Annotated in this window: 11 protein-coding genes; 7 read left to right on the top strand and 4 right to left on the bottom strand. The window is 37.4% G+C overall.

What is annotated here, in order from left to right:
• Positions 1 to 459: 459 nt before the first annotated feature.
• Genes DXA05_RS04260 through DXA05_RS04250 form a run of 3 tightly spaced genes read left to right on the top strand, consistent with a single transcriptional unit; the run spans position 460 to position 3513 of the window.
• On the top strand, positions 460 to 1041 hold the full coding sequence (locus DXA05_RS04260) for an acyltransferase (RefSeq protein WP_270311666.1): 582 nt from the start codon (positions 460 to 462) through the stop codon (positions 1039 to 1041).
• Between the two features lie 8 nt (positions 1042 to 1049).
• Complete coding sequence (locus tag DXA05_RS04255) at positions 1050 to 2180, top strand: hypothetical protein (RefSeq protein ID WP_118220068.1); 1131 nt, start codon at positions 1050 to 1052, stop codon at positions 2178 to 2180.
• A 7-nt stretch (positions 2181 to 2187) separates the two neighbouring features.
• Complete coding sequence (locus DXA05_RS04250; RefSeq protein WP_118220069.1) at positions 2188 to 3513, top strand: hypothetical protein; 1326 nt, start codon at positions 2188 to 2190, stop codon at positions 3511 to 3513.
• A gap of 16 nt (positions 3514 to 3529) precedes the next feature.
• Here DXA05_RS04250 and DXA05_RS27040 read toward each other — a convergent pair whose 3' ends face one another.
• Genes DXA05_RS27040 through DXA05_RS04240 form a run of 3 tightly spaced genes read right to left on the bottom strand, consistent with a single transcriptional unit; the run spans position 3530 to position 5552 of the window.
• Positions 3530 to 4102 (bottom strand): hypothetical protein, encoded by a 573-nt coding sequence (locus DXA05_RS27040; protein WP_284515409.1) that lies wholly within the window; start codon positions 4100 to 4102, stop codon positions 3530 to 3532.
• A 35-nt stretch (positions 4103 to 4137) separates the two neighbouring features.
• Positions 4138 to 4671 carry an FAD-dependent oxidoreductase gene (locus DXA05_RS27035; RefSeq protein WP_284515408.1) on the bottom strand — a complete coding sequence of 178 codons (534 nt, stop codon included), beginning with the start codon at positions 4669 to 4671 and terminating at the stop codon, positions 4138 to 4140.
• Positions 4668 to 5552 (bottom strand): UDP-3-O-(3-hydroxymyristoyl)glucosamine N-acyltransferase, encoded by an 885-nt coding sequence (locus tag DXA05_RS04240; RefSeq protein WP_008024060.1) that lies wholly within the window; start codon positions 5550 to 5552, stop codon positions 4668 to 4670. Before DXA05_RS04240 ends, DXA05_RS27035 begins: the two co-directional genes overlap by 4 nt.
• Before the next feature lie 378 nt (positions 5553 to 5930).
• On the opposite strand from DXA05_RS04240, the gene DXA05_RS04235 reads away from it, so the two are divergent.
• Positions 5931 to 7484, top strand: coding sequence for an ATP-binding protein (locus tag DXA05_RS04235; protein WP_087317638.1), 1554 nt, complete (start codon positions 5931 to 5933; stop codon positions 7482 to 7484).
• 169 nt (positions 7485 to 7653) lie between these two features.
• Here DXA05_RS04235 and DXA05_RS04230 read toward each other — a convergent pair whose 3' ends face one another.
• Positions 7654 to 8265 (bottom strand): HU family DNA-binding protein, encoded by a 612-nt coding sequence (locus tag DXA05_RS04230; protein WP_128858817.1) that lies wholly within the window; start codon positions 8263 to 8265, stop codon positions 7654 to 7656.
• A gap of 603 nt (positions 8266 to 8868) precedes the next feature.
• Here DXA05_RS04230 and DXA05_RS04225 point away from each other — a divergent pair.
• The 3 genes from DXA05_RS04225 (at position 8869) to DXA05_RS04215 (ending at position 14115) form a co-directional block, all read left to right on the top strand.
• Entirely contained in the window at positions 8869 to 10947 is a 2079-nt protein-coding gene (locus DXA05_RS04225; RefSeq protein WP_055236085.1) for a BT4734/BF3469 family protein, read from the top strand.
• 78 nt (positions 10948 to 11025) lie between these two features.
• Positions 11026 to 12159 (top strand): ATP-binding protein, encoded by a 1134-nt coding sequence (locus tag DXA05_RS04220; protein WP_008642709.1) that lies wholly within the window; start codon positions 11026 to 11028, stop codon positions 12157 to 12159.
• Positions 12160 to 12279: 120 nt separating this feature from the next.
• The gene (locus tag DXA05_RS04215; protein WP_008024069.1) at positions 12280 to 14115 is read left to right on the top strand and encodes an ABC transporter ATP-binding protein; all 1836 of its coding nucleotides are present in this window, start codon (positions 12280 to 12282) and stop codon (positions 14113 to 14115) included.
• Positions 14116 to 14135: the final 20 nt, after the last annotated feature.

Genomic DNA, 14135 nt, shown 5'->3' with positions numbered 1-14135 from the left:
ATGTAATATATGATGATTTTTAATGTAATATATGATGATTTTTATTTTTTGTAAATAATTCAAATGCCATATGGATATTGTATAATTCAATTTCTAGCTAGGGTATATATATAAGATGAAAGTTTAATAATGAACTTTTTACTTTAGTTTTATTTAACGCAATAATTTGTAGGATACTTTTGCATGAAGATAGAACTGATAAACGATGATTAGTTCGTAAGTCTTCTGTGGCTTTTATTTGGTATTTTTGAAGGTTTGCTAATCTTCTAATAAAAACACCTTTGAAAGCTATAGTTAATACTATAAAATTAATATTTTGCTATTGTTTTATTATTCAATAAGAGAATTATTGTCATTATATCGAATTCACGTTAAATTATTGACAAACAGTTTGCAAATATCAAGATTATTTGCGAATATTGCATCTTAGTTGTGTATACGCCTGTTGGATTTAAATACTTGGGTGCTTCTATTATGCTAAATGACAGTAATAGTGCGCAACTTATTAATAATAAAATATTTAATTCCGCCGATAGGTGTAATACCGTTTTTATGTACAATTTAAAATTTCCAAACTATGTTGCTCCGGAAGCTGTAATAGGGGCTGAAACCATTATCGAAGAGGGTACTATTATATTGAAAGGAGCTATTATCGGTAGTCAGTGTAAGATTCATCGCCACATATTTGTGGATGAGGGGGTTAAGATAGGCGATAAGGTTAAGATTCAAGACGGTGTGATGATTCCACATGGTGTGACTATTGAGGATGGCGTTTTTATCGGTCCATCAGTTGCTTTTACAAATGATAAATATCCAAGAGCTATCAATAAAGATGGAACATTGAAAAGTGGGGGCGATTGGCAGGTTAGCGAAACTATTCTAAAGTATGGTTCTTCTATTGGGGCGAATGCAACTATAGTATGTGGTGTTACTATAGGTGAATGGGCAATGGTGGCTGCTGGTTCAGTTGTAACAAAAGATGTCCCTGCAAATGCATTGGTTATGGGGAATCCTGCAAAGGTGATAAGATATTTTGAGTAATATTAGCTATGACTGACTATCTTGTAGAATTTTTGGAAACTCCTCTATTTAAGCTGGGTTTAACTATCTTTTTTAGTTATGTAACTTGGAGACTGACAGAGAAGTTAAATCCAAGGTTTTTGTGGAAAGATTATAAACGCAGACAAAATCTTAAAAGAGGCTATATCAATAAGGATAATGTTAAATTCGGAATTGATCATCATGATTATTTTGATCATGATGATGGCGGGTATATTGATGATTTAATAACTATACGATTAGACAAAACTCTCTATGAGTATAATTTTGAGGAAGAGTTCTCACAAAATTGTCAAAGAATACCTAAGCTCGAGCTAATTAAAGAATATATTAATATTAACTTCCCAGAAATAAATCTTGACGAAGTTGTTAGAACTGTAATAGTGCCGGGGGTGCTTAGAAATTCAGGGGATAATATTTATGTGGTTAATGATATTCGGAAAAGTAGAAAAGACTATATTAATGGGAGAAATTCTGTAAAACGCCTTGAAGCCTCAGTTTTTGAGCTTGATTTAGTTAGGATGACTGCTGATACAGTTCAGTTGATTGATCGATTGTACTTATATTTTCAAGGAAAGAATCCGGATTTATTTGAAATTAATTATAAGACAAATAAACGGTTGGAAAATACAACAAAAGAGGTGACTGAGTTGATTGGATTTATGACTAAGGTTAGTTTAAATGGCTTTATCATAAGTACTAAGAAAGTTAATAAAGAATATCAGTTGTTTTATAATAAAAAACAAGGTTTCTCATATGGAATTTCGTTCTCAGAAACTACATTAAAAAGCATAATAAGAACTTCTAGAATTAAAGTAAACGGGCTGATGTTAAAAGAAATGCTATGTAAAGCAGTGCCGTCTTTAGAGGTTAGAGAACAGCAATTCACTGATATTGCCATATCATATTTAGATGGCCTGTATGTCGAGATTCTAGGTGTATTGCTTGTTGATAATCTTGCTCCCTTTTCTGACAGTGACTCTGTGTGGCTGGATTTTACTCTTGATAGTATTCGTCAAGAAGCATTCAATAAAGACAGTTCTTTAGAACATGCTTTGTCATATGCTGCTAATATCAGGCAAAGGGCGAATAATAATCGTTTTTATTCATTTAATAAGTAGCTTATCTATGAACATAAATTTAAAAGATACTCTTGTTGATGATACTATTATAGTGCAAGTCCAACCTGTTTTAGAGCAGGTTCAAACAGTGACTACCCATTTTGATATTGTTGGGAATTTGCTTTGGGATAATTTGTTTGCACCATTACTCTTTGGAATATCTATTCCACTTGTATATAAGTTTGTAAAGAAACTCTTGAAAAGGTATAATTTGAAGAAATATCAATCTAAAATAATACGGGAAGACCAATATAAAGTGCTTGTTAAAAATGTTTGTCTGGAGGATAAGTATTTTCGGGTTAATAAGATTAATGATGACGAATTTATTATTCCATTTCCTGAAACAAGAGAGAAGAAATTGGAGGAATTGGGATTTAGAAAAGTATATAAAAAGAATAAAAATCAATGTTTGCATAATAGTCTTTATAATTATATTAGCAAGTATTATGGAGAACAATTGACTTATAGAGGAGAAAATTACTCAATCCCAGAATTTATAACTAGGCTTTCTGAAGAGACGGCTGATGTTTTTATACATGAAATGCATCAAGCGAAACTGCGGTTTAATAAATATCTATATGGTATATATGATGTGAGAGTGGATGAGGATGATAAATGTGAAATTTCTGTTTATAATTCAGACTATTTTACATATAAGTGTACTGTTAATTTGTATAATGCGTTGGCTACTATTCCAGTTAAATCATGCTTTCCGGATTTTAATGTAAATGTGGCACAAGTAAGACCTTTTTATAATTCAGTAGCTGTTGGAGGTTTTGTTATAATCGATCGAGGAAATGGTGATGAACTTGTTACTGGGTTTCGTGGGGAGAATTGCCAAAGTGGTGGGTATTGGCACTTTTCTTATGATGAGACATTTACGGAAGATGACAAGTCGGATGAGGATGATCAACCAAACCTTATGACATGTTTGAGGAGGGCGTTAAGTGAAGAACTTGGGATTTTAAGAAAAACTCAGGAAAAATGTATCCCTACATCTCAAATTACTTTTTTAAATGTGGGTGTCATCCGTACAGCTGGAAATGATAATAGACTGGAATTTGAGGTGTGTTCATTTGTTCGAGTGTGTTTGTCGGAGGCATTCACATTGGAGGATTTTATTCATGGTTATCGTTTTGCTAAAGATGCAGAGATTGAAACCAGATGCCTGGAGTTTATTCCAATCAAAGAACTGGATAAATTTATATCTACTCATAAGATATCTCCAGAATCCAAGCATTTGGCCCAAACGATCTCTTTGTTGAATGATTTTGATTTGCTCGGGACCGACAAAGAAGGATATCATGAAATTTTAGAAGCAAATAAGCAATAATGAAAATAGCATGAAATTATGCCCCTTTTAATAGGTTGATAAGTTCTATTAAATAGCTATCAAGCTCATAAAATGTCGATATTTTACCAGAGAGGACAGAAATATAGAATGGCGGTTGCTTTGCCATTTGAATAAGGGTATTTCTTTCATCTGTTTTTTCTGATGAAATCTGAATGGGCTTAATTGCAAACATGGAAGAGATGTATTCGATACCATGTAATTGGGGGTGTATAAATTCCTCATACTGTGTTTTCATTGCTTCATATGCAGTTAGTGGTTTATGTAGGCATAGGTTACAGTTCCCGATATTGTGAGGACTGCAACTACCATTTTTCATACATGGAAATGATGGCTCTGGGGATGAAACGGTATGTGGGGTGTAGTGGACAGAAGTTAGTGTATGATATTTACTAAAGCCGAATGGCATGATTGAAAAGAATTCGCCGTCCATAACAGTAATGCCGATATCTTTCAAAGTGTCTGGTACTTTGCATAAAATAACTTCACAAAGTTCGTACTTTAAGTTGAATCCCGGTTTGTTGAATAATTGGCTTACTATATTGGTAGAAGCATAAGTTGCATTTACCACTCCTTTGCATTCAATATACTCGCCGTTTTCTATTTCTATTTGATAGCGTTCATTTTTATCTGTAATTGAAATAACCTCGTTCCCGAAAACGTATCTACATTTTTAACATCACTAATGTGGTTTAGTAGTTTATTTAGAACAATCTTATAGCTATATGAGTATTCTTTAGTAAGATATAATGCTTCAACTTTATTTGAGTTAAATAGTGTATTAGGATCAACTTCAGAATATGGTATATTATTTCTATTCATAAAATCTTCATATTCAGATTTGTTGGTTAACGACTCATTATTTGCGATAGCATAATAGGCCTTAAATTGAGAATTAATACTTTCACCAAAGTCATGTATAAAGCGCTCTTTATATTTTAGTATTGTGTTTACTGTTTTTTGACCTCTTGGGTAATGTAAGCCATTGTGGAGGCGGGCTTGATTGACCATTGATGCTCGAGAGAAGAAATTTTGATCTATATCAATAACAGCAACGGTAACTTCACGTTGCGACAAAAAAAGGGCAGTATATAAACCATATATGCCTCCGCCTAATACGACTATATCAAACTGTTTCATAGTTGTTTAATTTGTTTTGCCGGTGCGCCATACCACATCTGATTATCAGGTATATTTTGGAGTATTAATGATCCCATACCAATAATAACATTATTCCCTATACGAATTTGATCTTTGATATTGCTGGATGCATAAATAATACACTCATTCCCGACTTTGACGGAACCGGCTATTGTGACGGAACTTGCTATCCAGTTATTTTTACCAATAACTGTATTGTGCCCAATAGAACACAAACCATCTATTTTAGTTCCATCTCCTATTGTTGTAGGTGATAATGTGCCTTTGGTAATTTGACAATTAGGGCCAATATCAACCTTGGAGCCTATAATGACGTTTGAGTAATGCGGGAATTTGTGTAAGCTTCCATATTGATCTCTTTCGCAGCCTAATCCGGAATGACCTATGACTGTTCCAGCATGAATGATTACATCGTCTCCTATTTCAACGCCATCATAAATGACAACATTTGAGTGAATGATGCAATTATTTCCAATGGAAGCATTCATAATTGTTGCAGATGGGCTTATCTGTGCGTTTTTGCCGATAGATTTTTGAATGTCAATAGGCTTATAATAATTGGGATGGAAAAATCTCTCTGCAATGAGAATGAAAACAAGACGCGGATTGCTGACATGGATGATGACTTTGTTGAAAAGTTTCGGAGTGATTAAAACCTCTGTGTCAGTTATTAGATATTTTACATTTGATTGCTCAGCTAACTTTTGTTTCTCTTTTTTGTATGTTGCTATCCATCCCATACATTCGGGTAATGAAGAATCTAATGTCGAGATATTTTTAACAACTAAGTCCTCTACATCATGTGATACATTAATAACGTATTCTTTGATATATTCAATAATGTCTGATAGCTGAATCATCTTTATATTTGTTTGCAATTTATTGTGTGTAAGTATTCTTTTTGCTTATCCTTACAAAGATAGTTATATTTGGCATAACTCCTAAATAAATATCTATAAAAAGTTATGCACTATTCTATTTCAATATTCAAAAAGGAATGTGAAAAGTGGCTGGCGAAGAATTAATGTTTTCCTAGTTGTAGGAAATTGGAAAGTATTTTGTGGATGTGATATTTGCTTTTGCTGTCTTAAGCGGTAAATGGTTCTCTTTTTATTCAAAGTCTATTATCTATCTCTGCCATTATATCTTGCTTTTTGCAATTCTTTCCTTGTTGGACTTGTTGCGATACAGATATTTCTATGTATATTTGTATGATGTGAACTTAGACGGATTGAAATATGAGTGGCAAGATTTACCCTATCGGTATACAGAACTTTGAAAGTCTTCGTAATGATGGCTATTTTTATATTGATAAAACAGCATTGATTTATCAATTGGTGAAAACCGGAAGTTACTATTTTTTGAGTCGTCCGCGCCGTTTTGGCAAAAGTCTGCTCATTTCTACGCTTGAAGCTTACTTTCAAGGAAAGCAGGAACTCTTTGAAGGGCTGGCTATGGAGAAACTGGAAAAAGATTGGGTAAAATATCCCGTTTTATATCTTGATCTTAATACGGAAAAATATGATACTCCGGAAAGTCTGGAGAACAAACTCAATGGGGCGTTGGTGGAATGGGAGAAGATATATGGTGCGGAGCCCTCGGAGAAATCCTTAGCGATGCGTTTTGAGGGGATTATTAAACGTGCCTGCCGGCAGGAAGGACAGTGTGTGGCTATTCTTGTGGATGAGTATGACAAGCCGATGTTGCAGGCCATTGGTAATGATGCCTTGCAAAAGAGCTTTCGCAATACATTGAAAGCTTTCTATGGTGCATTGAAAAGTCAGGATGGCTGTATTAAGTTTGCTATGCTGACGGGAGTTGCCAAGTTCGGTAAATTTAGTGTGTTCAGTGATTTGAATAACCTGAATGACATTTCAATGTGGAATAAGTATATAGATATTTGTGGTGTGAGCGAACAGGAATTATACGATAATCTGGATGCCGAGCTTCATGAGTTTGCCAATGTGCAGGAAGTGACGTATGAGGAGATATGTGTCCGGCTGAAAGAGATGTATGATGGTTATCATTTTACGCACAATTCTAAGGGAATGTACAATCCTTTCAGCCTGCTTCATGCTTTTAATCGGAATGAGTTTGGGAGTTATTGGTTTAAAACGGGTACTCCTACTTATTTGGTGGAATTGCTGAAGAAACACCATTACGACCTTCATCGGATGGCTCATGAAGAAACTGATGAACAGGTACTGAACAGTATAGATTCTGAATCTACCAATCCTATTCCGGTAATCTATCAGAGCGGGTACCTTACCATTAAAGGGTATGATGAAGAATTTGGTATTTACCGTTTAGGTTTTCCTAATCGTGAAGTGGAGGAAGGATTTATCCGTTTTCTGCTTCCTTATTATGCGAACGTCAATAAAGTGGAATCTCCCTTTGAAATTCAGAAATTCGTTCGTGAGGTACGTGCTGGTGATTACGAATCTTTTTTCCGTCGTCTGCAAAGTTTCTTTTCTGATATTCCATACGAGCTTGCCCGCGAACTGGAGTTACATTATCAGAATGTACTTTATATTGTATGTAAACTGGTCGGTTTTTATGTAAAAGCGGAATATCATACGAGTGAAGGCCGTGTGGATATGGTATTGCAAACTGATAAGTTCATTTACATCATGGAATTTAAACTGAATGGTACAGCGGAAGAAGCTCTGCAACAGATAAATGACAAGCATTATTCCCGACCATTTGAAACGGATTCACGAAAACTTTTTAAGATTGGTGTGAATTTCAGTGCTGAAACGAGAAATATAGAGAAGTGGTTGGTCGAAAATTGAATTGCCTGCGCCGGAAATAAGATATTCATTTCTCATATTCTCATAGATTTGATTTAAATAGCAGATAATTAATAAAGTAAGCTATGAGAAATACTTTTAAAATTGGTATTTCTCATAGTTTTATTCGCAAATAGACCTTGATTTGGCTTATTTCTCATACCTGTTGAACTCATTTCTCATAATGGCCCGGTGTTGGTATATAAATAGGCTGTGTGGGCTTACCTATATTCTGTAAGTTGCCTTTTGCTTTTAGGCGACGGATTTGCCTACTGGGCATACTTTGAGTGAAACTGCAGAGCGACTGCATATTACTACGGGTTAATACAGGATGAGTTGCAAAATAGGCAGTAAGTTTCTTGTCGATCTCTTCTTCTGAAAGAGAAGCCGAATGTGGCTTGTATTTCGAACGTCGTAGATGAGTGCTCATGCACAAACTCTTTAAATCTCTGTCAGCCTGGAAATTAATGGACTTAAGTTTCACTTTGTCAGCACGAGTGGTAAGCGAGTGCACGGGTTCGGTAGCTTGCAATGTAATCTGGAAATAGCCGATTCCATCCAGATGTACTCGTTCTCCTTCGCACAGATGGTTGCCCATGCATCTGCTCAATTCCATTAACATGGCTTCTACTTCTGCTTTCCCGAAAGTAGTTGCCATGTGGATTTCTCTCGCCAGCTTTTGAGTGGTCACATGTTGAAAATTAACCACCCGTGGGTGATAACTAGGTTCTTCCCCTTCTTTTTCCGGTTGGGGATTCTTATAAAACTCGAATTGTATTGCCATCTTTGTTTTAATTTAATGGTTATTTATATGTTATGTACTGATGCTCTTAGTGTATCTTGCTTTTATTCTTTTATTATTCAACCGCCATCCTGATTGTTCCACTACAGTGAACGGTTCTTTTCACTCTAGTAGACAGAACTTTTTACTGTAGTGAACAGGTCTGTGCACTCCAGTGGAACGATTGGGATGCTCTTTCAAAGATACGACATTATTAGGTGAAAAACAAGTAATTAACTAGTTGTTTGCATGAAAGAAATAGCTAGCTGTTTTCTAAGATAAGCTTGGCGGATAAACAGGAGAATAGTTGTGTCTGACTATGAGAAATACCCTGAAAGAGTATGAGAAATAGCGGCTTTTTGAAGAAAATCGATGAGGATAGTATGAGAAACACCTGTTTTAAAAACGTTTCTCATAATGTACTTCTTTGATTATATGTGCTTTATCTGAAATCTATGAGAACATGAGAAATAGAATTGAAAAATCTTTTCTAGTAGAAAGATGAAATAAGTATTCTCTGAAAAGTTGTTTGTGTGGAATATTTACAGTATATTTGTATCGTAATAATCGCCCTACAAAACACATGCAGGACAAATAAATAAAGTAATGAGAATAACACTGGTAAGAGACGATGGCAAGGTGAACACTATGCGTACGTTGAGAATTGAACAGCTCGTGGAGCAAATGAAAGTAGAAACTAAAACACAGCCTGTCTCAAAAATGAGAGAAGTCCTGCCTTTTATGCTTCCAGGTGATAAAAATGACTATGTACAGAAAGTGCCGAAGCTGATACCTGCAGCCGCCTTTTTTCGCAAAGGCGGCATAATGACGATGAGTGAATACAATGGAATTGTGATGATTCAGGTCAACAACTTGTCCGGACGTATGGAAGCGGATGAGGTGAAAGAACGGGTAAAGGAGCTTCCGCAGACTTACTTAGCTTTCACCGGTTCTTCCGGAAAGTCTGTGAAAGTATGGGTACGCTTTACTTATCCCAATGATCGTTTGCCGACAACTAGTGAAGAAGCGGAGCTTTTTCATGCGCATGCCTATCGGTTGGCAGTGAAATTTTATCAGCCACAACTTCCTTATGATATCGAGCTGAAAGTACCTTCGTTGGAGCAATATTGTCGTTTAACTTTTGACCCGCACTTGTATTTTAATCCCGAAGCAATGCCTATTTATATGAAGCAGCCTGCCGCTATGCCGGGTGAGGTGACTTATCGCGAACGGGTGCAAACGGAAACTTCACCGTTACAACGGCTTGCGCCGGGATATGAAAAGTGTAATGCGCTTTCTGTCCTTTTCGAAGCTGCTTTTGCACGTGCGTTGGATGAAGAGACTGATTATCAACCGGAAGGAGACAAACAATCGCTGTTGATTAATCTAGCAGGACATTGTTTCCGTGCCGGTATTCCAGAGGAAGATACAGTGCGATGGTCTCGCGCTCATTATCGCTTGCCGAAGGACGATACATTGGTTCGGGGAACCGTGCGAAATGTATACCGCACTTGTGAGGGATTTGCGAGTAAAAGTAGTCTGTTGCCGGAACAATTATTTGTCATGCAGATGGATGAGTTTATGAAACGGCGTTATGATTTTCGTTTCAACCAGTTGACATCACAAGTGGAATGTCGTGAACGGAACAGCTTTAATTTTTATTTTCATCCGGTGGATAAACGGTTGATGGCAAGTATTGCAATGAATGCACATTATGAAGGGCTTAAGCTGTGGGATAAAGACGTGGTACGTTACCTGAATTCGGATCATGTGCCGGTTTATCAGCCTATCGAGGAATTTCTTTATGACCTTCCTCATTGGGATGGTAAGGATCACATCGGCGATCTTGCCAAACGAGTTCCTTGCGATCATCCTCATTGGGCGCAATTGTTTCGTCGTTGGTTTCTTAGTATGATAGCGCATTGGCGTGGAATGGGAAAGAATCATGCAAATAGCACTTCCCCTATATTGATAGGTCCACAGGCTTATCGTAAGTCTACATTCTGCCGGTTGATTTTGCCTCCATGCTTGCAGGCTTATTATACGGATAGCATTGATTTCAGCCGGAAGCGGGATGCAGAGTTATACTTGAATCGCTTTTTATTGATTAATATGGATGAGTTCGATCAGATTGGCATCAATCAGCAGTCTTTCCTCAAGCATATTCTGCAAAAGCCCGTTGTCAACACACGACGTCCGAATGCTTCGGCTGTGGAGGAATTGCGTCGGTATGCCTCTTTTATAGGAACGAGTAATCATAAAGATTTGCTGACGGATACTTCCGGTAGTCGCCGTTTTATCGGTGTTGAGGTGACTGGAGTGATTGATGTGGTCCGTCCTATTGATTATGAGCAATTGTATGCACAGGCAATGGCACTGCTGCGCAGTAATGAACGCTACTGGTTTGATGAGAAGGAAGAGGCTATTATGACGGAGGCGAACCGGGAGTTTGAGCAGTCGCCGGCAATCGAGCAGTTGTTCCAGGTGTATTACCGGGTAGCGGAAGAGGAAGAAGAGGGAGAATGGTTACTTGCTGCAGATATACTTCAGCGGATACAAAAGGCAAGTAAAATGAAGATTTCTTCCGGACAGGTTAATTATTTCGGGCGTATTTTGCAGAGGCTGGGAGTAAAGTCATTCAGGAAAACACGCGGAGTTTATTATCATGTGGTGGCTGTTGGGTAAGGGTGATGATGAAATAATGCATGAGATGTGCATTTTATTATTTTATAATAATTATCTTTGCGTAATAACGTGAGATATATGAAGGCTATGATAAGAAATCCTTTTATAACAAGTGGATATGTGTCTGCTGATTATTTTTGTGACCGTCAGCAGGAAAGCGAACAGTTGGTACGCGAAGTGATGAATGGGAATAACCTGGCTCTTGTCTCTACCCGACGAATGGGAAAGACGGGGCTGATCCGTCATTGCTTTCAGTTTCCTGAAATTAAGCAGGACTATTACACTTTCTTTATTGATATATATGACAGCCGGTCATTGCGCGACTTGGTATTTGCACTTAGTAAAGAGATTTTGGAAGTACTGAAACCTATAGGGAAGAAAGCTTTGCATGGTTTTTGGGAATGTGTGAAATCTTTGCAGGCCAGTATCTCTTTTGATGTGAATGGTATGCCTTCTTTGAATTTGGGATTAGGAGATATACAAGCTCCGGCTACTACGCTCGATGAAATCTTCCGGTATTTAGAGCAAGCGGATAAGCCTTGTTTGATTGCCATTGATGAATTTCAGCAGATTACCGGATATGCAGAGAAAAATGTAGAGGCTACTCTCCGGACTTATGTGCAGCATTGTAATAATGCGCGTTTCATTTTTGCCGGGAGCCAGCGGCATGTGATGGGGAATATGTTTTTGACGCCTTCCAGACCTTTTTATCAAAGTGTGTCAATGATGCATTTGGAAAGTATTCCTTTAGAAGAATACATGCGTTTTGCATGTATGCATTTCAAACGTGCAGGCAAAGAAATGGAAGAAAGTGCTGTTACCACAGTTTATCAACAGTTTGAAGGAGTCACATGGTATATACAAAAAGTATTGAATACACTTTATGATATGACCCCGGAGCACGGAGTCTGTAAAGTGGAAATGGTGTCAGAGGCTATTCGGCAGATTATTGATTCATTCAGATATACTTATTCGGAAATCCTTTTTCGTTTGCCGGAAAAGCAAAAGGAGTTACTGATTGCTATCACTAAAGAGGGAAAAGCGAAAGCTATTACTTCCGGTGCTTTCATAAAGAAATACAGACTGGCTTCAGCCAGTTCTGTGCAGGCAGCATTGAAAGGGTTACTGGAAAAGGATTTTGTGACCCAGGAAAAGGGAGTGTATCAAATATATGATCGTTTTTTGGGTATTTGGTTGAAAGAGAATTATTGAGTCGTTTTTTGTTTGTTGAAACGTGCTTTTCGATAAATCGCGTTAATAATTAGCTGAAACTACTGCCTGTTAATCAGTTTTATTGTATCTTTGCGGTCTTAACTTTTTTAATGGTAAATAATGAAGGAATTTCTACAACTAATGCGACGTTTCGTGTCGCCTTATAAGAAGTATATCGGCTGGGCTATTTTGCTGAATATTTTGTCTGCTGTATTCAACGTATTTTCATTTACTTTCCTGATTCCTATTTTGAGTATTCTGTTTAAAACAGAAGGAGCGGATAAAGTATACCATTTTATGGAATGGGGTAGTGGTGATTTAGCAGATGTTGCCAAGAATAACTTCTATTATTACATATCTCAAATGATAATGGATAATGGTCCTACTATAGCCCTTATCTTTTTAGGATTGTTCCTGATGATAATGACATTGTTTAAAACCGGTTGTTACTTTGCTTCTTCAGCTGTAATGATTCCATTGCGTACGGGAGTGGTACGTGATATCCGTATTATGGTATATGCAAAAGTAATGCGCTTGCCAATGTCTTTTTTCTCTGAAGAAAGAAAGGGAGATATCATAGCTCGTATGAGTGGTGACGTGGGAGAGGTTGAAAACTCCATTACTAGTTCGTTGGATATGTTGATGAAGAGTCCGATTCTGATTCTTCTTTATTTTATCACTTTGGTTATAACGAGTTGGCAGTTGACCCTTTTTACCATCGTTGTATTGCCGGGAATGGGTTGGCTGATGGGAGCGGTCGGAAGAAAACTGAAACGCCAGTCATTGGAGGCACAGTCAAAATGGAGTGATACGATGTCGCAATTGGAAGAAACATTGGGTGGATTGCGTATTATCAAAGCTTTTATTGCAGAAGATAAGATGATTAATCGTTTTACCAAATGTAGTAATGAATTGCGTGATGCTTCGAATAAAGTTGCTATACGTCAGGCATTAGCACATCCGATGAGTGAGTTTTTGGGAACCATTCTGATTGTAGCCGTACTGTGGTTTGGTGGTACATTGATTTTGGGACAGAATGCAACCATCGATGCTCCTACATTCATCTTCTATATGGTTATCCTGTATAGTGTAATCAATCCGTTGAAAGACTTTGCTAAAGCAGGATACAACATTCCGAAAGGTTTGGCTTCTATGGAACGTGTTGATAAAATCCTGAAAGCAGAGAATAAGATAAAGGAGATTCCGAATCCGAAACCGTTGAAAGGTTTGAATGACAAGATTGAATTTAAAGATATCTCTTTCAGCTACGATGGTAAGAGAGAGGTATTGAAACATGTAAATTTGACAGTTCCCAAAGGAAAAACGATTGCACTGGTTGGGCAATCGGGTTCCGGTAAATCTACCTTAGTCGATTTGTTGCCACGTTACCATGATGTACAGGAAGGTGATATTACCATTGACGGAACGAGCATCCGCGACGTGCGTATTGCTGATTTGCGTAGTCTGATTGGTAATGTAAACCAGGAAGCTATTTTGTTCAATGATACATTCTTCAATAACATTGCTTTTGGTGTGGAGAATGCGACAATGGAACAAGTGGTAGAGGCAGCAAAGATTGCCAATGCACATGATTTCATCATGGAGAAACCGGAAGGATATAACATGAATATCGGTGACCGTGGTGGAAAATTGTCCGGTGGTCAGCGCCAGCGTATCAGTATCGCCCGTGCCATCCTGAAGAACCCTCCGATTCTGATTCTCGATGAAGCTACTTCTGCATTGGATACCGAATCAGAACGTCTCGTGCAGGAAGCGTTGGAACGTTTGATGAAAACACGTACAACGATTGCTATTGCCCACCGTCTTTCTACTATTAAGAATGCAGATGAAATCTGCGTGTTGTATGAAGGAGAGATTGTAGAACGTGGTAAGCATGAGGAACTTATAGAATTAAACGGCTATTACAAACGCCTGCATGATATGCAACAACTGTAATGCGGCAATTGTAATTTTTT

Origin of the sequence: Bacteroides sp. AM54-2NS (genome assembly GCF_003602935.1) — a bacterium.
Taxonomy (GTDB): domain Bacteria; phylum Bacteroidota; class Bacteroidia; order Bacteroidales; family Bacteroidaceae; genus Bacteroides; species Bacteroides xylanisolvens.
Note: the sequence above shows the minus strand (reverse complement) of the source record. Positions and strands in the feature narration are given on the sequence as shown.

What these genes read in the sequence shown, in the direction of transcription:
- DXA05_RS04220 (WP_008642709.1), top strand. Translation starts at nt 11,026, where the DNA reads ATGAAGGCTATGATAAGAAATCCTTTTATAACAAGTGGATATGTGTCT.
- DXA05_RS04230 (WP_128858817.1), bottom strand. Translation starts at nt 8,265, where the DNA reads ATGGCAATACAATTCGAGTTTTATAAGAATCCCCAACCGGAAAAAGAA.
- DXA05_RS04215 (WP_008024069.1), top strand. Translation starts at nt 12,280, where the DNA reads ATGAAGGAATTTCTACAACTAATGCGACGTTTCGTGTCGCCTTATAAG.
- DXA05_RS27035 (WP_284515408.1), bottom strand. Translation starts at nt 4,671, where the DNA reads ATGAAACAGTTTGATATAGTCGTATTAGGCGGAGGCATATATGGTTTA.
- DXA05_RS04250 (WP_118220069.1), top strand. Translation starts at nt 2,188, where the DNA reads ATGAACATAAATTTAAAAGATACTCTTGTTGATGATACTATTATAGTG.
- DXA05_RS04240 (WP_008024060.1), bottom strand. Translation starts at nt 5,552, where the DNA reads ATGATTCAGCTATCAGACATTATTGAATATATCAAAGAATACGTTATT.
- DXA05_RS04225 (WP_055236085.1), top strand. Translation starts at nt 8,869, where the DNA reads ATGAGAATAACACTGGTAAGAGACGATGGCAAGGTGAACACTATGCGT.
- DXA05_RS04235 (WP_087317638.1), top strand. Translation starts at nt 5,931, where the DNA reads ATGAGTGGCAAGATTTACCCTATCGGTATACAGAACTTTGAAAGTCTT.
- DXA05_RS04255 (WP_118220068.1), top strand. Translation starts at nt 1,050, where the DNA reads ATGACTGACTATCTTGTAGAATTTTTGGAAACTCCTCTATTTAAGCTG.